The 25,646-nt window shown below is 65.4% G+C and carries 23 protein-coding genes; 19 read left to right on the top strand and 4 right to left on the bottom strand.

Annotated elements, in window-relative coordinates:
* Positions 1 to 46: 46 nt before the first annotated feature.
* Entirely contained in the window at positions 47 to 1,429 is a 1,383-nt protein-coding gene (ugpB, locus tag BDOA9_RS07825) for a sn-glycerol-3-phosphate ABC transporter substrate-binding protein UgpB (RefSeq protein WP_042335607.1), read from the bottom strand.
* A 237-nt stretch (positions 1,430 to 1,666) separates the two neighbouring features.
* On the opposite strand from ugpB, the gene BDOA9_RS07820 reads away from it, so the two are divergent.
* The 10 genes from BDOA9_RS07820 (at position 1,667) to BDOA9_RS07775 (ending at position 13,126) form a co-directional block, all read left to right on the top strand.
* Positions 1,667 to 2,677, top strand: coding sequence for a TRAP transporter substrate-binding protein (locus BDOA9_RS07820; protein WP_025033387.1), 1,011 nt, complete (start codon positions 1,667 to 1,669; stop codon positions 2,675 to 2,677).
* 6 nt (positions 2,678 to 2,683) lie between these two features.
* A complete protein-coding gene (locus tag BDOA9_RS07815; RefSeq protein WP_025033386.1) occupies positions 2,684 to 4,762 on the top strand; it encodes a sensor histidine kinase in 2,079 nt (692 codons plus the stop codon).
* Entirely contained in the window at positions 4,732 to 6,477 is a 1,746-nt protein-coding gene (locus BDOA9_RS07810) for an ATP-binding response regulator (RefSeq protein ID WP_025033385.1), read from the top strand. The genes BDOA9_RS07815 and BDOA9_RS07810 overlap by 31 nt, the downstream gene beginning before the upstream one ends.
* A 25-nt stretch (positions 6,478 to 6,502) precedes the next feature.
* The gene (locus BDOA9_RS07805) at positions 6,503 to 7,234 is read left to right on the top strand and encodes a response regulator (RefSeq protein ID WP_025033384.1); all 732 of its coding nucleotides are present in this window, start codon (positions 6,503 to 6,505) and stop codon (positions 7,232 to 7,234) included.
* Positions 7,235 to 7,655: 421 nt separating this feature from the next.
* Complete coding sequence (locus BDOA9_RS07800) at positions 7,656 to 8,267, top strand: sigma-70 family RNA polymerase sigma factor (protein WP_025033383.1); 612 nt, start codon at positions 7,656 to 7,658, stop codon at positions 8,265 to 8,267.
* A 419-nt stretch (positions 8,268 to 8,686) separates the two neighbouring features.
* On the top strand, positions 8,687 to 9,385 hold the full coding sequence (locus tag BDOA9_RS07795) for a cytochrome c biogenesis CcdA family protein (RefSeq protein ID WP_025033382.1): 699 nt from the start codon (positions 8,687 to 8,689) through the stop codon (positions 9,383 to 9,385).
* Between the two features lie 30 nt (positions 9,386 to 9,415).
* On the top strand, positions 9,416 to 9,979 hold the full coding sequence (locus tag BDOA9_RS07790; protein ID WP_025033381.1) for a thioredoxin family protein: 564 nt from the start codon (positions 9,416 to 9,418) through the stop codon (positions 9,977 to 9,979).
* A gap of 103 nt (positions 9,980 to 10,082) precedes the next feature.
* The gene (locus BDOA9_RS07785; protein WP_042335603.1) at positions 10,083 to 11,054 is read left to right on the top strand and encodes a hypothetical protein; all 972 of its coding nucleotides are present in this window, start codon (positions 10,083 to 10,085) and stop codon (positions 11,052 to 11,054) included.
* 353 nt (positions 11,055 to 11,407) lie between these two features.
* Entirely contained in the window at positions 11,408 to 12,001 is a 594-nt protein-coding gene (locus BDOA9_RS07780; protein ID WP_025033379.1) for a L,D-transpeptidase, read from the top strand.
* Between the two features lie 87 nt (positions 12,002 to 12,088).
* Entirely contained in the window at positions 12,089 to 13,126 is a 1,038-nt protein-coding gene (locus tag BDOA9_RS07775) for an amino acid ABC transporter substrate-binding protein (RefSeq protein WP_025033378.1), read from the top strand.
* Positions 13,127 to 13,268: 142 nt separating this feature from the next.
* Here BDOA9_RS07775 and BDOA9_RS07770 read toward each other — a convergent pair whose 3' ends face one another.
* Together BDOA9_RS07770 and BDOA9_RS07765 are read right to left on the bottom strand one after the other, a co-directional pair.
* On the bottom strand, positions 13,269 to 14,408 hold the full coding sequence (locus tag BDOA9_RS07770) for an acyl-CoA dehydrogenase family protein (protein WP_025033377.1): 1,140 nt from the start codon (positions 14,406 to 14,408) through the stop codon (positions 13,269 to 13,271).
* A gap of 125 nt (positions 14,409 to 14,533) precedes the next feature.
* Positions 14,534 to 15,733, bottom strand: a complete 1,200-nt coding sequence (locus BDOA9_RS07765) for an acyl-CoA dehydrogenase family protein (RefSeq protein ID WP_025033376.1) — start codon at positions 15,731 to 15,733, stop codon at positions 14,534 to 14,536.
* A 126-nt stretch (positions 15,734 to 15,859) separates the two neighbouring features.
* Between BDOA9_RS07765 and BDOA9_RS07760 the strand changes: the two genes are divergently transcribed.
* Both BDOA9_RS07760 and BDOA9_RS07755 read left to right on the top strand, forming a co-directional pair.
* Positions 15,860 to 16,405: a carboxymuconolactone decarboxylase family protein gene (locus BDOA9_RS07760; protein WP_025033375.1), complete on the top strand. Its 546-nt coding sequence runs from the start codon at positions 15,860 to 15,862 to the stop codon at positions 16,403 to 16,405.
* A gap of 181 nt (positions 16,406 to 16,586) precedes the next feature.
* The gene (locus BDOA9_RS07755; RefSeq protein ID WP_025033374.1) at positions 16,587 to 17,081 is read left to right on the top strand and encodes a VOC family protein; all 495 of its coding nucleotides are present in this window, start codon (positions 16,587 to 16,589) and stop codon (positions 17,079 to 17,081) included.
* Positions 17,082 to 17,132: 51 nt separating this feature from the next.
* Here the strand turns inward: BDOA9_RS07755 and BDOA9_RS07750 are convergent, their stop codons facing one another.
* The gene (locus BDOA9_RS07750) at positions 17,133 to 18,461 is read right to left on the bottom strand and encodes an MFS transporter (protein WP_025033373.1); all 1,329 of its coding nucleotides are present in this window, start codon (positions 18,459 to 18,461) and stop codon (positions 17,133 to 17,135) included.
* A gap of 182 nt (positions 18,462 to 18,643) precedes the next feature.
* Here BDOA9_RS07750 and cyoA point away from each other — a divergent pair, with 182 nt between their 5' ends.
* From cyoA to BDOA9_RS07715, 7 genes are read left to right on the top strand one after another with little or no spacing between them, the layout of a single operon-like run.
* Positions 18,644 to 19,804 carry a ubiquinol oxidase subunit II gene (cyoA, locus tag BDOA9_RS07745; protein WP_025033372.1) on the top strand — a complete coding sequence of 387 codons (1,161 nt, stop codon included), beginning with the start codon at positions 18,644 to 18,646 and terminating at the stop codon, positions 19,802 to 19,804.
* Between the two features lie 11 nt (positions 19,805 to 19,815).
* The gene (cyoB, locus tag BDOA9_RS07740) at positions 19,816 to 21,813 is read left to right on the top strand and encodes a cytochrome o ubiquinol oxidase subunit I (RefSeq protein WP_025033371.1); all 1,998 of its coding nucleotides are present in this window, start codon (positions 19,816 to 19,818) and stop codon (positions 21,811 to 21,813) included.
* Positions 21,814 to 22,443: a cytochrome o ubiquinol oxidase subunit III gene (gene cyoC / locus BDOA9_RS07735; RefSeq protein WP_025033370.1), complete on the top strand. Its 630-nt coding sequence runs from the start codon at positions 21,814 to 21,816 to the stop codon at positions 22,441 to 22,443.
* A complete protein-coding gene (gene cyoD, locus BDOA9_RS07730; RefSeq protein ID WP_025033369.1) occupies positions 22,440 to 22,820 on the top strand; it encodes a cytochrome o ubiquinol oxidase subunit IV in 381 nt (126 codons plus the stop codon). The genes cyoC and cyoD overlap by 4 nt, the downstream gene beginning before the upstream one ends.
* Complete coding sequence (locus BDOA9_RS07725; protein ID WP_025033368.1) at positions 22,817 to 23,668, top strand: SURF1 family protein; 852 nt, start codon at positions 22,817 to 22,819, stop codon at positions 23,666 to 23,668. The genes cyoD and BDOA9_RS07725 overlap by 4 nt, the downstream gene beginning before the upstream one ends.
* Positions 23,640 to 25,043, top strand: coding sequence for an ATP-binding protein (locus BDOA9_RS07720; RefSeq protein ID WP_025033367.1), 1,404 nt, complete (start codon positions 23,640 to 23,642; stop codon positions 25,041 to 25,043). The genes BDOA9_RS07725 and BDOA9_RS07720 overlap by 29 nt, the downstream gene beginning before the upstream one ends.
* Complete coding sequence (locus tag BDOA9_RS07715; protein ID WP_025033366.1) at positions 25,033 to 25,566, top strand: response regulator transcription factor; 534 nt, start codon at positions 25,033 to 25,035, stop codon at positions 25,564 to 25,566. The genes BDOA9_RS07720 and BDOA9_RS07715 overlap by 11 nt, the downstream gene beginning before the upstream one ends.
* Positions 25,567 to 25,646: the final 80 nt, after the last annotated feature.

Genomic DNA, 25,646 nt, shown 5'->3' with positions numbered 1-25,646 from the left:
GGACTAGGGAGCGCACCTCGCTTGCGGCGATAGCGACATCCAATCCCTACCGCTCCGGACTCGCGCGCTCGAATTGGCGCAGGAGCTTGTTGCCGCGTTCGACGGCGGAATCGAGCGCTGATTGCGCGGTCTTTTGGCCGGCGAAGGCCTGCTCGAGCTCGTCCTCGATCACGCCGCGGATCAGGACGAAGGAGCCGAGCCGGATGCCCTTGGAGTTTTCCGTCGGCGGATTGAGCGTGATCTGCTCGAACGAGATCGCCGAGCCCGGATTGCGCTCGTAGAAGCCTTGCGAGCGCGTCAGCTCGAAGGCGGCGCGGGTCACCGGCAGATAGCCGGTGTTCTGGTGCCAGGCCGCCTGCACGCCGGGCTGGGACAGATAGGCGAAGAACCGCGCCACGCCCTTGTATTCCTCGCGCGGGCGGTCGCGCAGCACCCACAGCGTGGCGCCGCCGATGATCGAGTTCTGCGGCGCACCCTTCGCGTCGGGCCAATGGGGCATCATGCCATAGCCGATCTCGAACTTCGAATTGGCCTTGATGTCGGCGCGCGTCGCCGAGGAGCCGATGAAGATGCCGCACTCGCCTTTCTGGAATCGCGGCTCGGCCGACTGCCCGCGGCCGCTGTAGTCGAACAGTTTTGCCTTTTGCCACTCGGCAAGCTGGGCGACGTGCTTGACCACGATTGGATTGTTGATGGTCAATTCCGCATCGAGGCCTGCAAAGCCGTTGGTGCGGGTGGCCAGCGGCAGATTGTGGAACGCCGAAAAATTCTCGACATGAACCCAGGAGGGCCAGGACGTGGTGAAGCCGCAAGGCGCGCCGCGGTCGCGCAGGCGCTTGGCGGCCGCCCCCAATTCCGGCCAGGTCTTCGGCGGCGCCTCCGGATCGAGGCCGGCGTCGCGGAACAGGCTCTTGTTGTAGTAGAGGATCGGCGTCGAGGAATTGAACGGGAAGGACAAGAGATTGCCGGCCGCATCGGTGTAGTAGCCGGAGACCGCGGGCAGATAATCGCCCAGCGAGAACGGCTCGCCCTGGTCCCGCATCAGGCTGAACACCGGATAGATCGCGCCCTTGGCCGCGGTCATTGTCGCCGTGGCGACCTCGTTGACCTGGACGATGGCGGGCTGGCTGCGCGAGCGGAAGGCGAAGATCGCGGCCGTCACCGTCTCGGTGTAATTGCCCTTGTAGACGGGCACGATGCGGTAATCGGATTGCGATGCGTTGAAGTCGGCGGCGAGCTTTTCCAGCTGCCGGCCGAGCTCGCCGGACATGGCGTGCCACCACGCGATGTCGGTGGCCGCCCGCGCCGGGGCGGCCAATGAGAGGGCCGCGAAGGCGGCGACGAGCTGCAAAAGGCGCAATGCGGACCTCACGATGGCTCTTCCCGGAATGCACGGCGAAGGCCGGCCGCCCTGCTTAAGGCCCGGCATGGGCCGTTTCAACCGGGAATGAACGCCGGCCGCACCGCACAATCGGTCTCCGGAACCAGGGAGGCGGCCGTCCCCTGACCCACTGCCAGAGCCCGTTCCGATCGGAACGGGACTGTTGAATTCTCAATTTGACGCGTTTTCTTTACGCGAACCGGTATATCCACTTGGCCGGAAAACGCTTTAGATTGCATTGAACCTTTTGCTTCCGCCATAGACTCCACCACTGAGGGGTTGAGTGTGCCAGTGTTGAGCCGTGCCGAACTCTCGCGGACCGGGGTGATCTTCGTCGCGCTTCTGCTTGCCGCAGTCTCGTCGGGCATGCGCGCGACGGGCGCCGTTGCGCGCGAATTTCGCGCCGCCGATACCCAGACCGAGAATTACCCGACCGTCCAGGCGCTGCGCTACATGGGCGCCCTGATCGCCGAGCGCACCGGCGGCCGGCACGAGATCAAGGTGTTCCACTCCCGCCAGCTCGGCGAGGAAAAGGAGACCATCGAGCAGACCCGGGCCGGTGCGATCGACCTCAACCGGACCAACGTGGCGCTGATCGGCAATTTCGTCCCGGCCATGAACGTGCTGGCCATGCCGTTCCTGTTCCGGTCCATCGAGCACATGCAGAAGGTGCTGGACGGACCTGTGGGCAACGAGATCCTCGGCAGCTTCGAGCCCTACGGCTTCGTCGGGCTCGCCTTCTACGATTCGGGCGCGCGGTCGATCTACAACGGCGTCCGCCCGGTGAAGACCATCACGGATCTCAAGGGATTGCGGATCCGGGTGCAGCAGTCGGAGTTGATGAGCCAGATGATGCGCGCGCTCGGCGCCGAACCGGTCGAGCTGCCCTACGGGCAAGTGCTCACCGGGCTTGCCAACCATCTGATCGACGGCGCCGAAAACAACTGGCCATCCTTCGTGACCACGAACCATTACAAGCATGCCGGCCATTACACGCTCACCGAGCACACGATGAGCCCGGAGGTGCTGGTGATCTCGCTCAAGGCCTGGAAGAGCCTGTCGGCGGAGGAGCAGACGATCTTCAGGGAGGCCGCGCAGCGCTCCAGCCGGTTCATGCGCGAGAAGTGGCGCGACCTCGAGGAGCAGTCGCAGCGCCAGGCGCAGGAAGCCGGCGTGACCGTCATCAAGGACATCGACCGCAAGCCGTTCGAGGACGCCATGGCCGCAATCTACGCCAAGGCCGAACGTGATCCCGCGGCGGCCGCGCTGATCGAACGCATTCGCAAGGTGGAGTGAGGCCTGTTGGCTGCGTTTGGACATAGCGAACACGCGGACAAGCCGCCCGGCCCGCTCGGGCAGCTGCGGGCGCGCATCGTCGGCCTGTTGCGGGCGGTGCCGATCCGCTGGCGCATCCTGTCGATCGCCGCCCTGAACTCCGCCGTGGTCGTGGTGCTGGTGGCGATGATCTGGAACGGCGCGCAGGTCCTGGGCTCGGCCTGGGACGACGTGCGCCGGGTGCGCGAGTCCGACCGGATCCTGGCGCTGCTCGAGAGCGAGACCGGGCGGCTGCAGAACCTGATCCACCGCTACATCAACCAGCCGAGCCCGGACCTGTTCGCCGAAATCCTGTTGCTGCGCGAGGCGGTGCTGGGCACGCTGACGGGTCGCGCCGCCAAGGACCCGATGCTGTCGGGCTCGGTCGAGGAGCTCGAGCGCACCACCGACCGCTTCCTCAACGGCTTCGGCGAGCTGCGCAGCGTGCAGGCCACGATCGCCAAGACCTATGAGGAGCAGGTGCAGGGCCCGGCCAGGGACATGGCCGGGCTCTACTCCATCATCGAGGGCGCCACCGGCCATCGCGACGCGCTGATCTGGCCCTCGCTCGGCAAGTCCCGCGAGGCCTTCACCGCGATGCTGGTGGCGGCCAACTCCTATTATCTGTCGCAGTCCTCGGGCGCCGCCGACGACGCACGCCGCAACACCGAGACGATCGAGCGGACCATCCCGGTCATGATCGATCTCGCCGACAACGACCTGCAGAAGATGGCGCTGCAGCGGCTCGGCGCCCGCACCGCCGCGCTGCGCGAGGGCTTTGCAAAGCTCTCCGAGCAGCTTGCGAGCCGCACCGAGCTGCTGCGCAACACCATCGACGCCAGCCAGGCCGAGGCGATCGGCGCCATCGACGACCTCTCGACCAAGATGCGCCAGCGCGAGCAGAAGGCGCAGGAGACGTTCGACCGCACGCTGGCGGACATTTCCCGACGGGTGCTGTCGATCGCGGTGATCTTCCTCGGCATCATCCTCACCGCGGGCGTCCTGATCGCGCTGTCGATCCGCCTGCCGCTGCAGCAGATCATGACCGCGATGCGCGCGATCACGCTCGGCGATCTCGACCGCGAGGTGCAGGGCACGCGCGCGCGAGACGAGGTCGGGGCCATGGCGCGCGCGGTGGAGGTGTTCCGCGAGAACGCGATCGCCAAGCGCCGGACCGAGGACGAGCTGCGCGCCTCGAAGGAAAAGGCCGAGAGCGCCCTGCTCGAGCTCAACACCGCGCAGCAGAACCTGATCGACGCCGAGCGGCTGGCCGCGCTCGGCGGCCTCGTTGCCGGCGTCGCCCACGAGGTCAACAACCCGATCGGCATCAGCCTAACGGTGGCCTCGAGCTTTGCCCGGCGCACCGAGATCTTCGAGGCCCAGCTCAAGGGCGAGGGCGGCCTGCGCCGCTCGCAGCTGGAGGAGTTCGTGCAATCCTCGCGCGACGCCTCGCAGCAGCTCGTCGCCAATCTCCAGCGCGCCGGCGAGCTGATCCAGTCGTTCAAGCAGGTCGCGGTCGACCGTTCCCACGCCGAGCGGCGGCAGTTCTCCCTGAGCGAAGCCACCGACCAGATCATCGCCAGCCTCAAGCCGGTGTTGAAGCGCTCGCCGATCACGCTGGAGGTCGACGTGCCCGAGGGACTGCTGCTCGACGGCTATCCCGGCTCCTACGGCCAGATCCTGACCAACCTCTTCCTCAACGCCGCCAACCACGCCTTCGCCGACGGCCGCGCCGGCCGGATCGCGATCTCGGCGCGGCCGCGCGGGGCCGAGGACATCGAGATCAGCTTCTCCGACGACGGGGCCGGCATGACCCCGGACGTGCAGCGCCAGGCCTTTGACCCTTTCTTTACCACAAGGCGCAATGAAGGCGGCACGGGACTTGGCCTTCATATCGTCTATAACCTCGTCACCCAGCAGCTCGGCGGCCGCATGATGCTGGAATCCAAGCTGGGACAAGGCACCACTTTTCGCATTATCATGCCCCGCGTCGCCAAGGGCGGCGCGCAAAGCACAGAAAGTGACGGATCTTCGCAATGGCCGAACAGGACGATGTCCTCCACCTGATCGACGATACCGGTACCGCGTCGGAGGATAGCAACGCCCGCAAATGGAAGATCGCCGTCATCGATGACGATCCGGCCGTGCATGACGGCACCCGCTTTGCGCTGTCGGATTACAGCCTGAACGGCCAGAGCCTGGAGATCCTGTCGGCCTATTCCGCGGCCGAAGGCCGCAAGCTGATGGCCGCGCACCGCGACGTCGCCGCCGTGCTGCTCGACGTCATCATGGAGACCGACGTCGCCGGCCTCGAGCTGGTCGAGTTCATCCGCAACGAGATTAAGAACGAGACCGTGCGCATCATCCTGCGCACCGGCCAGCCCGGCCAAGCGCCGGAGCGGCGCGTCATCGTGCAGTACGACATCAACGACTACAAGGCCAAGACCGAGCTCACCGCCGACAAGCTGTTCACCTCGCTGACCGCGGCGCTGCGCTCCTATCAGCAGCTCGAGCGCATGGTGCAGACGCGGCGCGGGCTGGAGATCATCATCGACGCGGCCTCGACGCTGTACGACTTCAAGTCGATGCAGCGGCTCGCCGAGGGCGTCCTGACCCAGCTCGCCTCGCTGCTCAACGTCGATTGCGCCGGCATCCTGGTGCTGCGCGACAATGGCGGCAACGATCCCGAGCTCTCCGTGCTCGCCGGCAGCGGCTGCTACAGCCGCTTCATCGGCACCACGTCGTCGAAGGCGCTCGACCCCGAGCTGCGCGAGATGGTGGAGGCCGCGTTCCAGCGCCGCAAGAACGAGTTCGCCGACCACCGCAGCGTGATCTATCTGCGCACCGGATCGGGCCGCGAGGTCGTGGTGCTGCTGCAGGCCGAGCGCGAGCTGTCGGAGACCGACCGCTCGCTGGTCGAGATCTTCTCGAGCCGGCTCTCGATCGCCTTCGACAACGTCATCCTCTACCAGCAGCTGCAGGACGCCAACACCCAGCTGGAGGACCGCGTCGCCCAGCGCACCCGCGCGCTGATGCAGGCCAACCGCCGCCTCTCGGCGCAATGGCTGCGCCTGCAGCGCGCCAACGGCTTCAAGAACGAGATTTTGGGCACCGTCGCGCACGACCTGAAGAACCCGCTCGGCGTCATTCTCGGCCGCACCGAGATGCTCAAGGAGCTGATCTCGACCGGCGCCTCGGAAAGCGGCGTCGTCGCCCAGGTCGACCACATCCGCGACGCCACCAAGCGCCTCACCACGATGGTCGATCATCTGATCTCGGACGCGATGGCGGATGCCTTCGACATCACCATCCGCCGCGAGCCGGTCGACGTCGCCGCCCTGGTCAAGGAGGTCGCCGAGGCCAACCAGCCGCTCGCCGTCAACAAGCAGCAGGCGATCAGCGTCACGGCGCCGGCCAACATCGTCACCATGTGCGACACCGACCGCATCCGCGAGGCGATCGACAACCTCATCAGCAACGCCATCAAATACTCGCCGATCGGCGGCAAGATCGACGTCACCGTGGTCCACGAGGGCAGCGATACCATCGTCAGCGTCAGCGACGAGGGCGCCGGCCTCTCGCCGGAGGATCTCGGCCGCCTGTTCGGCCGGTTCCAGCGGCTGTCGGCCAAACCGACCGCCGGCGAGAGCTCGACGGGACTTGGTCTGTCCATCGTCAAGCGTATCATCGACATGCACGGCGGCGAGGTGACCGCCGAGAGCGAGGGCCCCGGCAAGGGCTCGACCTTCACCATCACCCTCCCCGCGACCGAATTGGCGTGATGCCAAAGCCCGTGATGCAAAGACCATGACTCAAAGCCAGCACATCATGATCGTCGACGACGAGGCCCCGGCCCGGGAGATGGTCGGCGATTACCTCAAGATGCACGGCTTCACCGTGACGCTGTGCGACGGCGGCAAGTCCCTGCGCACCGCGATCCAGGGCAGCATGCCCGATCTCGTCGTGCTCGACCTCAACATGCCCGAGGAAGACGGGCTCTCGATCATCCGCGACCTCAAGAGCCGCATCAACGTGCCCGTGATCATGCTGACGGCGACGGCGAGCCCAATCGACCGCGTCGTCGGCCTCGAGCTCGGCGCCGACGATTACGTCGCAAAACCCTGCGAGCTGCGCGAATTGATGGCGCGCATCCGCTCGGTGCTGCGACGGAGTGGGCCTGCAAAGGCGGCGGAGGCGCCGGCTGCGAAGTCGGACAAGGAGCAGCTGGTGCGCTTCGGCACCAAATGGCTCGACCTCGAAGCGCAGGCCTTGCGCGACGACGAGGGCAACGAGCACCCGCTGACCGCATCCGAGTTTGGGCTCTTGAAGGTGTTCGCGGCCAACCCGAAGCGCGTGCTGTCGCGCGAGCGCCTGCTCGAGCTCGCCAACGCCCGCGACGCCGAAGCCTTCGACCGCGCGGTCGATCTGCGCATCATGCGCATCCGCCGCAAGATCGAGCCCGATCCGGCCAAGCCCGCCGTGATCCGCACCATCCGCGGCGGCGGCTATCTGTTCTCGCCGCAGGGCGAGAAGGCGTAGGGGCTAGCGGCACGGTGAAGTGCTGTAGGGTGGGCAAAGCGAAGCGTGCCCACCATTCCGTTGATAATCGCGAGAGATCGTGGGCACGGCGCTTTGCGCCTTTGCCCACCCTACGAGACCGGCATCTTGACTGCGCGCGCCCCGGACGACGGCGGTGGGTGCGGGACCGCCAAACGCAATCCCCCGAAATACGTTCCGCGGCGCCCCCGTCCGCCCCGAATCCCCACTCCCGTATTTTCCGTACGTTGAAATCACACGATTTTCTGCCCCGAATGTTTCGTCGCGGCGGTTGTGACGAAACAATTTGGCGGCGCACGAAACCATTTTCCGCTTTTCGTGCAGACGTCCCGAAACGTTGGCTCATTAACACTTTGACACAAGGAAACGCCGCTCGGTTGCGGCGCTACGGGGAGCCAAGTCCATGCCGAACGTCATTGCCATCAACGCCCAAGCCAGCCAGAGCATCATTGCCGCTCAGGCGACCTCGGACGACATGCTTCTCGGAAGCATCGCCGACGGCAACCGGACGGCCATGCACATCCTGTACTGCCGGCACAATGTGCGGGTGTACCGCTTCATCCTGCGCATCGTGCGCGATGCCACCACGGCGGAAGATCTGGTCAGCCAGGTGTTTCTGGACGTGTGGCGGACCGCAGGCCAGTTCCAGGGCCGCTCGCAAGTGTCCACCTGGCTGCTCTCGATCGCCCGCTTCAAGGCGCTGACCGCGATGCGCCAGCGCCGCTTCGAGGACATCGATCAGGAGGACGTGCGTCAGATTCCGGACGATTGCGACACGCCGGAGACCTCGCTCGACCGCAGCGACACCAGCGCCATCCTGCGGGCCTGCGTGCAGAAGCTGTCGCCGGCGCACCGCGAGATCATCAACCTCGTCTACTACCACGAGAAGTCGGTGGAGGAGGTCGGCAAGATCATCGGCATCCCCCAGAGCACGGTGAAGACGCGGATGTTCTATGCCCGCAAGCAACTCGCCGATTTGCTTAAGGGCGCCGGCGTCGACCGTTTCGCAGCGTAAGGACAGTGATTTCAACGGGATAGGCCCTCAGCATTGGCTCTGTCCCAAGACACGGAAGCGTTACCGCCGATGAAACAATTGAAACAAACGACAACATCAGGCGGAAAAACTTCCCCTCTATAAAGCTCTCATACGGTTTCGTTAAACCTCCCAAGACCTCTAGCGACCCGGACGATGCCCCGTCCGGGTCGCTTTGTATTTGGGGGACCATGAGGCCTCCGTACCGTCATGGCCGGGCTTGTCCAGGCTTGTCCCGGCCATCCACGCCTTGCGTCGCGGCGCTAAGAACGTGGATGCCCGGGACAAGCCCGGGCATGACGACTTTGAAGGAATTGCCCCCGTCACGAAGCCGTGACGCGTCGTAACGAACGCCGCATCTATTCCGAACAGCCCTCGTGACCGCCCTCACGAGTGCCACGATGCTCGACCTGCTCTTCGCTCTCCTCGCCGGCATCCTCACCATCGCCGCGCCCTGTACGCTGCCGATGCTGCCGATTCTGCTCGGCGCCTCGATCGGGCGCGAGGGGCATCTGCGCCCCGCGATGATCGCGCTCGGTTTCGTCGTCTCGTTCTCTGCGGTCGCGCTGGCGCTCGGCGCGATCACGAAGGCCTTCGATTTCGATCCGAACGTGCTGCGCGAGGCGGCTGCGGTCCTGCTGCTCGGCTTCGGCCTGCTGATGCTGTGGCCGGCGCCGTTCGAATGGCTGTCGATCCGGCTCAACTTCTGGCTCGGTCTCGGCAACACCGGCGCCGCGCAGCGCGAGGGCGCAATCGGTGGGCTGATCCTCGGCACCACCTTGGGCCTGGTCTGGACGCCCTGCGCAGGGCCGGTGCTCGGCTCGATCCTGACGCTGGTGGCGACCTCGAAGAGTCTTGGTTGGGCCGGCACGCTGCTGGTCGCCTATGCCATTGGCGCGGCGATCCCGATGCTGGGAATAGCCTATGGCGGACAGGCCGCGACCACGCGCGTGCGCAGTCTCGCGCGCATCTCGCCACGCCTCCAGCAGGGCTTCGGCTTGGTCGTGATCGGCTTCGCGGCCGCCGCCTATTTCCAATACGACACGCTGATCGTGGCGTGGCTCACCGGCTTCTACCCCACCGGCCAGATCGGCCTGTGATCACCCTCATCTTTACTGGAGGACTCGCCCATGACTCTCAAGCTGCTCGCAATGTCTGCTGCACTGATCGGCATCACAGTGACCGGCGCCGTCATCCCCGGCATCTGCGACGAGGCCGCACGCGCCGCGCCTGTCGTCACCGCCGCCGCGAACCAGCAGGCCGCGCCCGACTTCACCGGCATCACCAACTGGTTCAACTCGAAGCCGCTTCAGATCGCCGATCTCCGCGGCAAGGTCGTGCTGGTCAATTTCTGGACCTATGGCTGCGTCAACTGCGTCAACACGCTGCCGCACGTCACCGGCCTCTACGCCAAGTACCGGGATCGGGGCCTCGTCGTGGTCGGCGTGCACACGCCGGAATTCCCGTTCGAGCGCTCGGCCGCCAACGTGCAGGCCGCGCTGAAGCGCCATGGCATCACCTATCCGGTGGCGCAGGACAATGAGTCCAAGACCTGGAGCGCCTATCGCAATCAATATTGGCCGGCGCAATACATCGTCAACCAGAGCGGCAAGATCGTATTCCAGCACGCCGGCGAAGGCCGCTATGACGAGATCGATCGCACGGTGGCCAGGCTGCTGAACGCGAGCAGCTGACGCCGCACGGCCATCGCGCGACGGGCTGCAATTGCCGCCCTTGTTGCTTGACTCCACGGCGCCGTCCGTGGAGTTTCGCAACCGACGCAATCAGCCGCCCGCGATGGACGCGACCACCAGCACCGACATCCGCCTTCGTGAAGGTTCCTCGATCGCGCAGCGGCTGGTCGTGGCCGGCTCTGCGGCTGCCGTCGCGCTCTGCTTCACGCCGGGACTGTTCACGCAGGACGTCCTGGAAATCGCGATTTCGACGGTGGCGCTGCTGGTGGGAGCCGGATTCGTCGTCGGCATCATGATGGCGCCGGCGGTGGTGTGGATCATCACGCCGGACCAGATCCTGATCGGCCGGCAGCGGCCGTTCGGAAAACTCAAGACGCGCCTCGTCGGCAAGGACGAGATCACGGCGCTGCAGGTCCCCGGCAGCAAGAGGGTGAAGGCCCGCTTCCAGCTCGTCTTCACGCTGGCCTCGGGCGAGCGCCTGACCTCGCCGCCGATACCCGACGTCACCCATGTCCGTGACACCGTGGCGTGGATCGCGGCGCATTTCGACGTTCCCAACGTGGAGGCACCGAGCAACCCGCTCGATGCCAGCAATCCCGAGATGCATCTCGGCGAGCCGCTCGAGGCATTTGCTGCACGCGAGATCCGCATCGTCGCACTGATCGCGGTGGCTCTGTCCGCGGCCCCCTATGCCTACAGACTGTGGCGCGGCCTCTCACCGAGCCATGTCGATATCCTGCTGCTGCCGCTGGGCGCGATCGCCGCGTTCGCGGTCTATCGCTATGCGAACCTCTTGACCGGCGCGTTCTGGCTGATCGGGCCGAACGATATTCGCGTCGAGCGTCTATGGGGCGACGGCAGCCTGCGGGCCGACCATATCGCCGGGCCCGACGTGAAAACGATCACGGTCGAGCGCCGCGGCCGTTCCGAGGACGAGCATTGCATCGTGGTGATCCGGCTGCATTCGGGGCGACGGTTTCGCAGCCCCCGCATCGGCTCGCGGGTCGAGGCCCGCGCCGTGGGAGCCGAGATCGTGCGGCGGCTCGGGATCGCGGCGGAGAGCAACAAGATTTAGCCGGCGCAAATTGTCGGCCTCGATCTCACCGCACATTCGGTCTGCGCCTCTTCCGCTTGCGGGAGAGGTCGCCGCGTAGCGGCGGGTGAGGGTTCTCTCCTCTGGGGGAATCCCATCGCGGAGACACCCTCTCCCCAGCCCTCCCCCGCAAGCGGGGGAGGGAGCAGACCGCCAGTTCGGCGGCACCTATGCTTTTCGCGCCAACCCACCCTGTTCATGGTGTTGATCCACGTCAAAAAACCAAAGCATTCTCGTGACATGCCAGGACGGCACGCCATCAACTTGCCATGAACTTGCCCCTCAGGTTTGATGGTTCCGAATGATTTGCGCTGTGGCAGCGGGGAGAGCTTGAAATGACGGATTTTCGTCGCCTGACCGGGATTTTCGTGGCTGCGATGGGACTGGTCCTGTCGACGCCGCACGCCTTCGCCCAGCAGCCGGACCGCGGCGACGAGCCGGGCCTGATCGCCGATGATGGATACCAGCTCGAGCCGGAATGGCAGAAGCAGGTGGTCTACTTCCGCACCACCGAGCCGCCGGGCACGATCATCGTATCGACCGCCGAACGTCACCTCTATTTGGTCCAGCCCGGCGGGCGCGCCATCCGCTACGGCATCGGCGTCGGCCGCGACGGATTCCAGTGGCAGGGGCTGGTGACCATCACCAACAAGAAGGAGTGGCCCGACTGGACGCCGCCGCCGGAGATGATCCAGCGCCAGCCCTATCTGCCGCGCTTCATGGCCGGCGGCCCGGGCAATCCGCTCGGCGCCCGCGCCATGTATCTCGGCACCACGGTCTACCGCATCCACGGCACCAACCGACCCGACACGATCGGCACCAAGGTGTCGTCGGGCTGCTTCCGCCTGGTCAACGCCGACGTCGCCGACCTCTACGATCGCGTCCCTCTCGGCACCAAGGTCGTCATTCGGCAGAAGCCCGAGCTGTAACGGCCATAGCTTCGAGCATGATCCCTCGGGATCATGCTCCGTCCCCTCCTCCCATTCCCTTTCCGATACTTTCGAGAGAGCAACATGATGCGCACTTTTCGTGGCGGCCTGCTGATCGGGCTCGCGGTCGCCGTGCTGGTCGCCGTCCTGGCCATCATCTATGAATTCTACGACACCCGCACCTTGAAGCGCACGGTTCGCCGCGGCGAGGTGCTGTGCGGCGTCAACAAGGGCCTGCCGGGCTTCTCGTATTCGGAAGACAACAAGAACTGGACCGGCTTCGACGTCGATTTCTGCCGCGCGGTGGCTGCTGCGATCTTCAACGACCCGAGCAAGGCGAAGTTCATTCCGCTCGACGCCAACGAGCGTTTCAAGGAGCTGCAGAGCCGCAAGGTGGACATCCTCTCGCGCAACACGACGTGGAGCATGGCGCGCGAGCTCGACTACGATTTGTATTTTCCGGCCGTGGCCTATTACGACGGCGTCGGCTTCATGGTGCCGCGCACCCGCAACAAGGAGACATCGCTGGACCTGACAGGCAGCAAGGTCTGCGTGCAGAGCGGAACCACGACGACACTCAACGTCGCCGATTACTTCCGCGTCAACAACATGAAGTATGAAGAGATGAAGTTCGACAACCTCGCCGAGGTGGTGAAGGCCTACGACACCGGCAAGTGCGACACGTTCTCCGCGGACGTTTCCCAGCTCTATGCCCTGCGGCTGAATCTGACGAAGCCCGGCGACCACATGATCCTGCCGGACATGATCTCCAAGGAGCCGCTCGCCCCCGTGGTGCGCCAGCGCGACGACGACTGGATGATGATCGTGAAGTGGACGCTCTATGCCATGATCAACGCCGAGGAGCTCGGCGTGACCTCGGAGAACATCGACGAGGCCCTGAAATCGAAGAAGCCGGACGTGATGCGCCTCGTCGGCACCGAAGGCCGCTACGGCGAGCAGCTCGGCCTCACCAAGGACTGGGCCGCGCGCATCATCCGCCACGTCGGCAATTACGGCGAGATGTACGATCGCAACATCGGCGAGAAGTCGAAGCTGAAGATCCCGCGCGGCATGAACCAGCTGTGGAACGCGGGGGGCGTGCAATACGCACCGCCGATGCGGTAAGGGGTGTCTCCTCGCGGTAGCTCGCCACCCTCTCAATCGTCATGCCCGGGCTTGTCCCGGGCATCCACGTTTCCGAGGCACCAACGAACGTGGATGGCCGGGACAAGCCCGGCCATGACGGTTCGCGTGATTGCCCCCGCCCTCAATACCCCCGTGCCCTGGCCAGCTGCTCGGTGTGGTAGTTGGCATCGCCGAACAGCTCCTCGCAGACACGCGCGCGCTTCATGAAGAAGCCGATGTCGAACTGGTCGGTCATGCCCATGCCGCCGTGCATCTGCACGCCTTCCTGCACCGCGCGCGTGGCGGTGGTGCCGGCGCGGGCTTTTGCGACAGCGACGGCTGAAGCGGCCTTGGCAACGTCGGCGTCCAGTGCCTGCAGCGCCTTCATGGTGGCGGCGCGGGTGATCTCGATGTCGATATAGAGCTCGGCGGCGCGATGCTGCAGCGCCTGGAATTCGCCGATCAGCTTGCCGAATTGCTTGCGGCTCTTCAGATATTCGACGGTGCGGCCAAACACCTCGTCGCTGAGGCCGACCATTTCGGCGGCGACCGCGCCGCGGCCGATATCGAGCACGCCGTCGAGCAGACCGGCCGCCTGGTCGACCTCGCCGAGCACGCTGTCGGCGGTGACCTCGACATTGGCGAATTCGATCCGCGCCGCATTGTGCGCATCGACCATGATGGTGCGCTCGATCGCAACGCCCTTGGCCTTGGGGTCGACCAGGAACAGCGTCAGGCCGTCGCGCTCGCCGGCGGCGCCCGCGGTGCGTGCAGCGACGATCAGGAGATCGGCGACATGGCCGTCGACCACCAGCGCCTTGGCGCCCGAGAGCTTGAAGCCGTTGCCGGCGCGCACGGCCCTTAAGCCGGTCTGCAGCGGACGATGCTTGGCGCCCTCGTCGATCGCGAGCGTCGCCAGCAGCGAGCCGTTCGCGATCTTCGACAGATACTCCGGTTTCTGCGCGGCAGTGCCGCCGCGGCTCAGCACTGATGCCGCCATCACTGAGGTCGCGAGGAAGGGCGACGGCATCAAGGTGCGGCCGATCTCCTCCATGATAATTCCGGCTTCGACGTAGCCGAGTCCGCTGCCGCCGAACTCTTCCGGCACCAGCAAGCCGGCAAACCCCATCTCGGCGAAGGCATGCCAGAGCTCCCTGGAGAATCCGGTCGGGTCCTTGCTGTCGCGCAGGTGCCGCAGGTGCGACACCGGCGCCTTGTCGCTGATCAGCCCGCGCGCGGAGTCGCGGAGCATGGATTGTTCTTCGGTGAGGACGAGGGCCATGTGCAAAGTCTCTGGTATCGCGTGAAATGCAGATTGTTGCTGTCATTCCGGGGCCACGCGAAGCGTGAATCCGGAATCTCGAGGTTCCGGGTTCGCGCTACCGCGTGCCCCGGAGCGACGGCGAGTTACGCCCCCGGCAGGTCCAGGATGCGCTTGGCGACGATGCCCAGCATGACCTCGCTGGTGCCGCCCTCGATCGAGTTGGCCTTGGTGCGCAGCCAGGCGCGCGCGCGGGCGCCCTGCCTGGAGCGTTCGCTCTCCCATTCCAGCGCATCGACGCCGCCGGCCGACATCAGGATCTCGTGGCGGCGCTTGTTGAGCTCGGTGCCGTAATATTTCATGGCCGATGAGAACGCCGGATGCGCCTGCCCGGCCTTGGCGAGATCGATCGCGCGCTCGGCGCAGGCAGCCAGCGCGGCTTCATCGACGTCGAACGTCGCGATCTTGCCGCGCAGCATCGCATCGTCGAGCCTGCCTTGCCCGTCGGTGCCGACGGAATCGGCCGCGATCTGGCCGAGCGGCCGGCCGACGCCGCGCTCGCCCATCCCCGAGATCATCGCGCGCTCGTGCTGGAGCAGATATTTCGCGACGTCCCAGCCGCGATTGATGGTGCCGACGACGTGCGACTTCGGCACCCGGACATTGTCGAAGAAGGTCTCGCAGAACGGCGAGTAGCCGGAGATCAGAAGGATCGGCTTGGTCGAGACGCCCTTCGAGGTCATGTCGAACAGGATGAAGCTGATGCCGTCATGCTTCTTCGCGGCGGGATCGGTCCGCACCAGGCAGAAGATCCAGTCGGCGTAATTGGCGTAACTCGTCCAGATCTTCTGTCCGTTGATGATGAAGTCGTCGCCATCGGTCTCGGCGCGGGTCTGCAGCGAAGCGAGGTCGGAGCCCGCATTCGGCTCGGAATAACCCTGGCACCAGCGGATCTCGCCCGCGGCGATTTTTGGTAGATGCTCTTTTTTCTGCGCCTCATTGCCGTACTTCAAGAGCGCCGGCCCGAGCATCCAGATGCCGAAGCTCGACAGCGGCGGCCGCGCGCCGATCCGCGCCATCTCCGCGCGCAGCACCTTGTGCTCGGCAGCGCTGAGGCCGCCGCCGCCATATTCCTTCGGCCAATCCGGCACGGTCCAGCCCTTGTCGCGCATGCGCTCGAACCAGATGCGCTGCGGCTCGGACGAGAATTTCGCGTTGCGTCCGCCCCAGAACACGTCGGCATCCGACGTTGCGGGCTTGCGCATCTCCGGCGGGCAATTGGCTTCCAGCCAGGCGCGGGTCTCGTCGCGGAATGTCGAGAGGTCGGCGGATTCAGAATCGCTCATGATCGTTTCCATCACCCAGAATTCGAATTGTTGTCGCCGAGTCTGGGCCAAGCCCCCGCGGAATTCAACCACTTATCGGTTATAGTGCTCGCCACGGCGAGCCTTGAAAACAAAGAGGAAACGACAATGCGCCTAAAGCTTCTTTCGCCTGGCGAAATGAACGAGAGCCAGCGGCAGACCTATGACGAGTCGATCGCCGGCAAGCGCGGCAAGCCGCCGGCGCCGATGATGGCCTGGCTGGACAGCCCCGAGATGGCGCGCCATGCGACGCGGCTCGGCGAGGTGCTGCGCTTCGACACCATCTTCCCGGCCAAGCTCTCGGAGATCGCGATCCTGGTGACGGCGCGGCACTGGACCGCGCATTACGAATGGTATGCGCACAAGCGCCTGGCGCTCGCCGGCGGCATGAGACCTGAGATCATCGCGGCGATCCGCGACCGCCGCACGCCCGATTTCGACGATCCCAAGGGCAAGATGATCTACGATCTCGCCAAATCGCTGCACGAGGGCCACGGCGTCGAGAAGGGCCTCTACGACGAGGCCGTGAAGCTGCTCGGCGAACGCGGCGTCGTCGAGGTGATCGGGCTGTGCGGCTATTACACGCTGGTGTCGATGACGCTGAACACGTTCGCGTTCGAGCTGCCTGAGGGTGAAGTGTCGGAGCTTAGCTAGAGCGAGTGCAGTCGGTGTTCACCTCTCCCCAGCGGGGAGAGGTGGACCTCCGCCCGGCGCTGACACCGAAACCATTGATTGATCCCAGTTGGTTTCCCGTTCGGAAACGATGGGTTTCGCGTTTGGCCGTAGCACTGGCTCGAAGCCGGCCTTACGTGCATGTTTCCAACGGAGCATTCACATGTCGCAAAGCCCCGCCATTCCTGCCGGCACCCGGATCGGCCATGTCCATCTCAAGGTCGCCGATCTCGATCGCGCGCTCGGTTTCTATTGCGGCGTGCTCGGCTTCGAGCTGATGCAGCGGATGGGCTCCGGCGCAGCCTTCATCTCGGCCGGCAGCTATCATCACCACATCGGGCTCAACACCTGGGAGAGCAAGGGCGGCTCGCCGCCGCCGCCAGGCACGACCGGGCTCTATCACACCGCGATCCTGTTTCCGACGCGCCAGGCGCTCGCGGATGCGCTGCATCGGGTGCTCACGGCCGGCATTGCGCTCGATGGCGCCAGCGACCACGGCGTCAGCGAGGCGCTCTACCTGCACGATCCCGACCAGAACGGCGTGGAGCTGTATTGGGACAAGCCGCGGGAGCAATGGCCGTTCGGACCCGATGGGAAGCTCGCGATGTTCACCAAGCGGCTGGATGTCGAAGCGCTGTTGAGCCAGCGGCAGGAGTGAGATGGGCACCGCGCGAGGAGCGCCGCTGCCCAACCCGCATGCGCCGGGCGATCAGCGCCCGGCGTCCATGTCGCCCGCCTCGCGCTGGCCGCTGAGCCAGAGCGCGAGCAGGGTCCAGAACGCGCCCGACAGCAGATACGCACCCGAGGCGATGACGCCGAGATTGGTGGCGAGCAGCAGCGCGACCAGCGGAGCGAAGCCGGCGCCGAACAGCCAGGCCATGTCGGAGGTCAGCGCCGAGGCCGTGTAACGGTAGGCCTGCCGGAAGTTCGAGGCGATCGCACCCGAGGACTGGCCGAACGACAGGCCGAGCAGGATGAAGCCGATCACCATGTAGATGGTCTCGCCGAACGCGCCGGCGTCGAGCAGCTGCGGTGCGAAGCCGCTATAGACCGCGATCGCGATGGCCGATCCCATCAGGAGCGATTTGCGGCCGACGCGGTCGGCGATGATGCCGGAGGCCACGATCGCGGCGACGCCGAACACCGCGGCGACGATCTCGATGATCAGGAAGCGCACCGGGCTCTCGCGGGTGAACAGGAACACCCAGGACAGCGGAAACACCGTGACCATGTGGAACAGCGCAAAGCTCGCCAGCGGCGCGAATGCGCCGAGCATGATGTTCTGGCCTTCGCGCGCGACGGTCTCGGAAATCCGCGCCGGCTGGAGTTCGCGGGTCTCGAACAGCGTCGCGTATTCTTCCGTGGTGACCATGCGCAGGCGCGCGAACAGCGCGACGACGTTGATGGCAAAGGCGACGAAGAACGGATAGCGCCAGCCCCAATCGAAGAAATCATCGGCCGAGAGCAGGCCGGCGAAATAGGCGAACAGCGCGCTCGCCACGATCAGACCGAGCGGGGCGCCGAGCTGCGGCACCATCGCGTACCAGCCGCGCTGGGAGGCCGGCGCATTCAGCGCCAGCAGCGAAGCCATGCCGTCCCACGCGCCGCCCCAGGCCAGGCCTTGCGCGATGCGCGCCAGCGCCAGCAGCCAGATCGCCGCGACGCCGATCTCCTGATAGCCGGGCAGGAACGCGAGCGCCACGGTGGCGGTGCCGAGCAGGAACAGCGCCGAGATCAGCTTGGCCGTCTTGCCGTATTCGCGGTCGATCGTCATGAAAATGACGGTGCCGATCGGACGGGCCATGAAGGCCAGCGCGAAGATCATGAAGGAATAGAGGGTGCCGGTCAGCTCGCTTGCGAACGGGAAGACCAGGCGAGGGAACACGATCACCGAGGCGATCGCGAAGACGAAGAAGTCGAAGAATTCCGAGGTGCGGCCGATGATGACGCCGATGGCGATCTCGCCGGGACTGGCCTGGTCGTGGCCGTGTTCGCCCGAGTGGAGGTCTGCCATTGCGGGGGTCTGTGCCGTCGCCATGCGTGCGCCCTTAACGTCCTGAAAACCAAAGCCGACCGCCCGGCGGGGCGCCAGGCAATCCGGCCCTGTCTGACCCAAACTCCCGCACTGCAACATTGGACAAATTGTCCAATGTCCGGATTGTTGCGCCGCAGCTACCCGTTGGCCGGCATAAGGAAACTCATTCTCATAAGGCTCGGCCCGTGTCTCGTCTCAAGATCCTGGCGCTACTACCTCTGGCTGCCGCGCTCAGCGGCTGCGACTACGTCGTGCTGGCGCCAGCCGGCGATATCGCTGCCCAACAGCGCGACCTCGTCATCATCTCCACCGTCCTGATGCTCCTGATCGTCCTCCCCGTGATGGCGCTGACGGTGCTGTTCGCCTGGCGCTACCGCCAGTCCAACACCTCAGCCCGCTACGAGCCGGAATGGGATCACTCGACCAAGCTCGAGCTGGTGATCTGGTCGGCGCCGCTTCTGATCATCGTTTGCCTGGGCGCGCTGACCTGGATGGGCACGCATCTGCTCGACCCCTACCGCACCCTCGGCCGCATTCATGCCGAGCGCGCGGTGGACAAGTCCAAGGCCCCGCTCGAGATCGACGTCGTCGCGCTCGACTGGAAATGGCTCTTCATCTACCCGGATTACGGCATCGCCACCGTCAACGAGCTCGCAGCTCCGGTCGATCGCCCGATCACCTTCCGCATCACCGCGTCCTCGGTGATGAACTCGTTCTACATCCCCGCGCTCGCCGGCCAGATCTACGCGATGCCCGGCATGGAGACCAAGCTCCACGCCGTCGTCAACCACGCCGGGACCTACAAGGGCTTCTCGGCGAACTACAGCGGCGCCGGCTTCTCGGGCATGCACTTCAATTTCCAAGGCCTCGACGACAAGGGCTTTGACGCCTGGATCGCGCAGGCAAAATCCGCCAGCGGCTCGCTCGGCCGCACTGAGTATCTCCAGCTGGAGAAGCCCAGCCAGAACGAGCCGGTGCGGCGCTGGGGCACCGTCGATGCCGATCTCTACCGCCTGATCCTCAACATGTGCGTCGAGACCGGCAAGATGTGCCAGAGCGAGATGATGGCGATCGACGCCAAGGGCGGCGCCGGCCATCAGGGTCTCAACAACACGCTGCCGCTCACCTACGACAAGTATGCCCGCCGCGGCACGGTGCTCGGACCCGAGCCGAGCTTCGTCGCCGGCACCTGCACGCCGGATGCGCCGCAGGGCAAGACCACCGCGTCCATCACAGCCCCCGTCGACACCGCGCCGCTCCTGGGTGCCGGCCTGAAGCGGCCGTCGTTCACGCCGCTGAAGTCCTCGTCCTTCTTCCTCGGACAGCGTCCGAAGTCTGACTCCTAAAGAGAGTTCGCATGTCTCCTGATCTTCTCAAGCTCATCTTCGGCCGGCTCGGCCTCGAATCGCTGCCGCTGCACGAGCCGATCGTGGTCGGCACTTTCGTGGTGGTCGCGCTCGGCGGCGCCGCGCTGCTCGGCGGCCTCACCTATTTCCGTCTCTGGGGCTATCTCTGGCGCGAATGGTTCACCACGGTGGACCACAAGCGTATCGGCATCATGTACATGATCCTCGGCATCGTGATGCTGCTGCGGGGCTTTGCCGACGCGCTGATGATGCGCGGCCAGCAGATGCTCGCCTTTGGCGGCTCCGAAGGCTATCTCAACGCACATCATTACGACCAGGTCTTCACCGCCCACGGCGTGATCATGATCTTCTTCGTGGCGATGCCGCTGGTCACCGGCCTGATGAACTATGTCGTGCCGCTGCAGATCGGCGCGCGCGACGTCTCGTTCCCGTTCCTGAACAATTTCAGCTTCTGGATGACGGTCGGCGGCGCGGTGTTGGTGATGGCTTCGCTGTTCATCGGCGAATTCGCCCGCACCGGCTGGCTGGCCTATCCGCCGCTGTCGAACATCGGCTACAGTCCCGACGTCGGTGTCGATTACTACATCTGGGCGCTGCAGGTCGCCGGCGTCGGCACGACGTTGTCGGGCATCAACCTGATCTGCACCATCGTCAAGCTGCGCTGCCCCGGCATGACCATGATGAAGATGCCGGTGTTCACCTGGACCTCGCTCTGCACCAACGTGCTGATCGTCGCCTCCTTCCCCGTTCTCACCGTGGTGCTCGCGCTGCTGTCGCTCGACCGCTATGTCGGCACCAACTTCTTCACCAACGATTTCGGCGGCAGCCCGATGATGTACGTGAACCTGATCTGGATCTGGGGCCACCCCGAGGTCTACATCCTGGTTCTCCCGGCGTTCGGCATCTTCTCCGAGGTGACCTCGACCTTCTCGGGCAAGCGGCTGTTCGGCTACACCTCGATGGTCTACGCCACCGTCGTCATCACCATCCTGTCCTACCTGGTGTGGCTGCACCACTTCTTCACGATGGGCTCGGGCGCCAGCGTCAACTCGTTCTTCGGCATCACCACGATGATCATCTCGATCCCGACGGGCGCGAAGATGTTCAACTGGCTGTTCACGATGTATCGCGGCCGCATCCGCTACGAGCTGCCGATGATGTGGACCATCGCCTTCATGCTGACTTTCGTGATCGGCGGCATGACCGGCGTGCTGCTGGCGGTGCCGCCGGCCGACTTCGTGCTGCACAACAGCCTGTTCCTGATCGCCCACTTCCACAACGTGATCATCGGCGGCGTGGTGTTCGGCGCGTTCGCGGGCATCAACTACTGGTTCCCGAAGGCGTTCGGCTTCAAGCTCGATCCGTTCTGGGGCAAGATGTCGTTCTGGTTCTGGGTCACCGGCTTCTACCTGGCCTTCATGCCGCTCTACGTGCTCGGCCTGATGGGCGTGACCCGCCGCCTGCGCGTGTTCGAGGATCTCTCGCTTCAGATCTGGTTCGTCATCGCCGCGATCGGTGCCGTGTTCGTCTTCATCGGCATCCTCTCGATGCTGATGCAGTTCGCGGTCTCTTTGCTCAAGCGCGAGCAGCTCAAGGACGTCACCGGCGATCCCTGGGACGCGCGCACGCTGGAATGGGCGACCTCCTCGCCGCCGCCGGACTACAACTTCGCCTTCACCCCGGTCGTTCACGACAACGACGCGTGGTGGGACATGAAGCGGCGCGGCTACCAGCGTCCGCTCACCGGGTTCAGGCCGATCCACATGCCCAGCAGCACCGGCACCGGAATCATCCTCGCCGGCCTCGCCACCGCGATGGGATTCGGCCTGATCTGGTACATGTGGTGGCTCGCGGCGTTGAGCTTCATCGCGATGCTCGCCGTCGGGATCGGCCACACCTTCAACTATCACCGCGACTTCGACATTCCGGCTGACGACATCATCCGGACCGAGGACGCGCGCACCAAGCTGCTCGCCGGAGCCAAGTAAATGACTGTCGCTGTTCATCCCTCGCAGACCGGCGAGCCGGTCTTCTACCTCGCCGACGAGCATCCGCATCCGGAAGGCTGGAGCACCTCGCTCGGCTTCTGGATCTACCTGATGAGCGACTGCCTCATCTTCGCGATCCTGTTCGCCACCTACGGCGTGCTCGGCGGCAACTATGCCGCCGGCCCCGCGCCGAAGGACCTGTTCGACCTCAACCTGGTCGCGGTGAACACGTCCATGCTGCTGCTGTCGTCGATCACCTACGGCTTTGCCATGCTGACGATGCAGCAGAACAAGGTCGCGCAGACGCAAATCTGGCTGGCGATCACCGGCCTGTTCGGAGCCGCGTTCATCGGCATCGAGCTGTTCGAGTTCGCCCACATGATCCACGAGGGTGCGACGCCGCAGCGCAGCGCCTTCCTCTCCGCCTTCTTCACCCTGGTTGGCACCCACGGCCTGCACGTCAGCTGCGGCCTGATCTGGCTGGTGACGCTGATGGTGCAGGTCGGAAAGTTCGGCCTGATCGAGGCCAACCGCCGCCGCCTGATGTGCCTGTCGATGTTCTGGCACTTCCTCGACGTGGTCTGGATCGGCGTCTTCACCTTCGTCTATCTCCTGGGAGTTCTGCGATGAGCACCGATACCCACGCAGCCGGCGCGCACGACCATCACCACGAGGGCGGCCACGCCCACAGCACGTTCTCGGGCTACATGCTCGGCTTCGTGCTCTCGGTCGTGCTCACCGCGATCCCGTTCTGGCTGGTGATGAGCGGCGCGCTGCCGAGCAAGCAGATCACCGCGCTGGTGATCATGGCCTTCGCCATCGTGCAGATCGTCGTGCACATGGTCTACTTCCTGCACATGAACACGACGTCCGAGAACGGCTGGACCATGATGGCGCTGATCTTCACCATCGTGATGGTGGTGATCGCCCTGTCGGGTTCGCTGTGGGTGATGAGCCACCTCAACAGCAACATGATGCCAATGCACCAGATGGGCGGCATGAAGTGAGCGACACCGGGACCGTGACGGCCGAGGACGGCGATGCGCGTGGCAAGGCTGCGCGCATCCCGTCCCCGTGGCTCACGGTCCTCTCGCTCGTTGCTTTTGCGGTTCTGATCGCGCTCGGCGTCTGGCAGATCGAGCGCCGCGCCTGGAAGCTGGCGCTGATCGATCGGGTCGAGCAGCGCGTCCACGCGCCGGCGCAGCCGATCCCCCCGCCCACTTCGTGGCCCGCCGTCAGCGCCGCAAGCGACGAATACAGGCACGTCAGCCTGAGCGGACGCTTCCTGCATGACAGCGAGACGCTGGTTCAGGCCGTCACCGAGGAAGGGCCGGGCTATTGGGTGCTGACGCCGCTTCAGCGCGACGACGGCACGCTGGTGCTGATCAACCGCGGCTTCGTGCCGTCCGAGCGGCGCGACGCATCGACGCGCCGGAACGGCAATCCGCAGCGACGGGTGGAGATCACCGGCCTGCTGCGCATCACCGAGCCGAGGGGCGGTTTCTTGCGGACCAACGTGCCCCAGCACAACCGCTGGTACTCGCGGGACGTCGCCGCCATTGCGGCGGCGCGCGGCCTCGGCGAGGTCGCACCCTTCTTCGTGGACGCCGACGCCGGATCACAAATCGCCGGCGGCCCAATCGGCGGATTGACCGTGATCCGCTTTCCCAATAACCACCTGATCTACGCGCTGACGTGGTTTGCCCTGGCTTTCATGCTGGCCGGCAGGCTTTTCGTCACATTCGGCGGCGGGCTGTTCCGCCGCAAGCGCTTCGTCCACGACAAGGCCGGCGGCAAGGATGCCGTCGCCCGCAGGACGGGATCAGATGCTGGAACGATCGTCGAGCCGACCTGACGACGGGAAAACGCTTTCCCAGATGCTTGGGCGTGACGGGCAGGCCGTCACGCTGCAATCGCAGGCCGACGCGCGCAGCGAGCTGATCGGCACCACGCCGACCGACGACGAGACCAACCGCAAGAACATGGCGTTGCTGATCCAGCTGCGCTGGACCGCGGTGGTCGGCCAGATCGTGACCATCGGGGCCGTGCATTTCGGCCTCGGCATCCCCCTGCCGCTGGAACGGATGGGCGCGGTGATCGGCGCGCTGGTGCTGCTCAACGTCTCCAGCCTGGTCTGGGTGCGCCATCGCGCCGCGATCTCCAGCAACGAGCTCCTGGTCGCCTTGATGCTGGACGTCGCCGCGCTGACCGCGCAGCTCTATCTCTCCGGCGGCGCCACCAATCCCTTCACCTCGCTGTTCCTGCTGCAGGTGACGCTCGGCGCGGTGCTGCTCGATGCCCGCTCGACCTGGTCGCTGGTGGCGCTGACCTGCGCGAGCTTCGTCTGGCTGACATTGGCCTACCGGCCGCTCGATCTGCCGCCGAATCCGTTGAGCGAGACCTATACGCTCACGGTGCTCGGCATGCTCCTGGGCTTCGCGCTCAACGCCGTGCTGCTCGTCGTGTTCGTCACCCGCATCAACCGGAATTTGCGCGAGCGCGACGCGCATCTGGCGGCGCTGCGCCAGCATGCCGCCGAGCAGGACCATATCGTGCGCATGGGCCTGCTGGCCTCCGGCGCGGCGCATGAGCTCGGCACGCCGCTCGCCTCGCTCTCGGTGATCCTCAGCGACTGGCGCCGCATGCCGGACCTCGCCTCCGATCAGGAGCTCGCCGAGGACCTCGCCGAAATGGAGACGTCGCTGCAGCGCTGCAAGTCGATCGTGACGGGCATCCTGGTGTCGGCAGGCGAAGCGCGCGGTGAAGGCTCCTCGCCGACGACGGTGACGGCCTTCGTCACCGCGCTGGTCGAGGAATGGCGCAATGCGCGCTCGGCCCGCACGCTCTATTTCGTCAATACCTTCGGCGAGGACGTCGCGATCGTCTCCGACGTCGCGCTGAAGCAGGTGATCTTCAACGTGCTCGACAACGCCTATGAGGTCTCGCGCGAGTGGGTCGAGCTCGTCGCCGAGCGCGAGGGCGACAATCTCGTGCTGTCGATCTCCGACCGCGGCCCGGGCTTTGCGCCGGAGATGCTGGCGCAGCTGGGGAAGCCCTACCAGTCGAGCAAGGGCCGCGCCGGCGGCGGGCTCGGCCTGTTCCTGGTGGTGAACGTCGTGCGCAAATTGGGGGGCACCGTGACCGCCGAGAACCACAGGAAGCGCGGCGCCACGGTGCGCCTCACGCTGCCGCTCGCAACCTTGGCGATCGGAGGGAATTTTGACGCCTGACCGTTCGCTCATCGTCGTCGAGGACGATGCGGGCTTTGCCCGCACGCTGAAGCGCTCGTTCGAGCGCCGCGGCTACGAGGTCGTGCTCGCCGCCTCGATCGAGGAGGTGCGCCAGGTGCTGGAGGAACGCTCCTTCGGTCACGCCGTGGTCGACCTCAAGCTCGGCGGCGCCTCGGGGCTCGCCTGCGTCGAGCTCCTGCACACGCATGATCCCGACATGCTGATCGTGGTGCTGACCGGCTTTGCCAGCATCTCCACCGCCGTCGAGGCGATCAAGCTCGGGGCCTGCCACTATCTGGCAAAGCCGTCGAACACCGACGACATCGAGGCCGCCTTCCACAAGGCCGAAGGCAACGCCGAGGTCGCGCTCGATACGCGGCCGACCTCGATCAAGACGCTGGAATGGGAGCGCATCCACCAGACCCTGATCGAGACCGAGTTCAACATCTCGGAAGCGGCCCGCCGGCTCGGCATGCACCGGCGGACGCTGGCGCGGAAGCTCGAGAAGCGCCCGGTGAAGTAGGAGCGCTATCGCATTCGAGAGCATTGCCTTAAGGCCATCCTTCGAGACGCCCGCTTAGGCGGGCTCCTCAGGATGAGGAC

It is taken from the genome of Bradyrhizobium sp. DOA9, assembly GCF_000617845.2.
GTDB lineage: Bacteria > Pseudomonadota > Alphaproteobacteria > Rhizobiales > Xanthobacteraceae > Bradyrhizobium.
Note: the sequence above shows the minus strand (reverse complement) of the source record. Positions and strands in the feature narration are given on the sequence as shown.

Bases quoted from the DNA above. Each gene is read 5' to 3' on its own strand.
- ugpB (WP_042335607.1), bottom strand. From the start codon at position 1,429: ATGCCGGGCCTTAAGCAGGGCGGCCGGCCTTCGCCGTGCATTCCGGGA.
- BDOA9_RS07810 (WP_025033385.1), top strand. From the start codon at position 4,732: ATGGCCGAACAGGACGATGTCCTCCACCTGATCGACGATACCGGTACC.
- BDOA9_RS07805 (WP_025033384.1), top strand. From the start codon at position 6,503: ATGACTCAAAGCCAGCACATCATGATCGTCGACGACGAGGCCCCGGCC.
- BDOA9_RS07800 (WP_025033383.1), top strand. From the start codon at position 7,656: ATGCCGAACGTCATTGCCATCAACGCCCAAGCCAGCCAGAGCATCATT.
- BDOA9_RS07795 (WP_025033382.1), top strand. From the start codon at position 8,687: ATGCTCGACCTGCTCTTCGCTCTCCTCGCCGGCATCCTCACCATCGCC.
- BDOA9_RS07790 (WP_025033381.1), top strand. From the start codon at position 9,416: ATGACTCTCAAGCTGCTCGCAATGTCTGCTGCACTGATCGGCATCACA.
- BDOA9_RS07785 (WP_042335603.1), top strand. From the start codon at position 10,083: ATGGACGCGACCACCAGCACCGACATCCGCCTTCGTGAAGGTTCCTCG.
- BDOA9_RS07780 (WP_025033379.1), top strand. From the start codon at position 11,408: ATGACGGATTTTCGTCGCCTGACCGGGATTTTCGTGGCTGCGATGGGA.
- BDOA9_RS07775 (WP_025033378.1), top strand. From the start codon at position 12,089: ATGCGCACTTTTCGTGGCGGCCTGCTGATCGGGCTCGCGGTCGCCGTG.
- BDOA9_RS07770 (WP_025033377.1), bottom strand. From the start codon at position 14,408: ATGGCCCTCGTCCTCACCGAAGAACAATCCATGCTCCGCGACTCCGCG.
- BDOA9_RS07765 (WP_025033376.1), bottom strand. From the start codon at position 15,733: ATGAGCGATTCTGAATCCGCCGACCTCTCGACATTCCGCGACGAGACC.
- BDOA9_RS07760 (WP_025033375.1), top strand. From the start codon at position 15,860: ATGCGCCTAAAGCTTCTTTCGCCTGGCGAAATGAACGAGAGCCAGCGG.
- BDOA9_RS07755 (WP_025033374.1), top strand. From the start codon at position 16,587: ATGTCGCAAAGCCCCGCCATTCCTGCCGGCACCCGGATCGGCCATGTC.
- BDOA9_RS07750 (WP_025033373.1), bottom strand. From the start codon at position 18,461: ATGGCGACGGCACAGACCCCCGCAATGGCAGACCTCCACTCGGGCGAA.
- cyoB (WP_025033371.1), top strand. From the start codon at position 19,816: ATGTCTCCTGATCTTCTCAAGCTCATCTTCGGCCGGCTCGGCCTCGAA.
- cyoC (WP_025033370.1), top strand. From the start codon at position 21,814: ATGACTGTCGCTGTTCATCCCTCGCAGACCGGCGAGCCGGTCTTCTAC.
- cyoD (WP_025033369.1), top strand. From the start codon at position 22,440: ATGAGCACCGATACCCACGCAGCCGGCGCGCACGACCATCACCACGAG.
- BDOA9_RS07720 (WP_025033367.1), top strand. From the start codon at position 23,640: ATGCTGGAACGATCGTCGAGCCGACCTGACGACGGGAAAACGCTTTCC.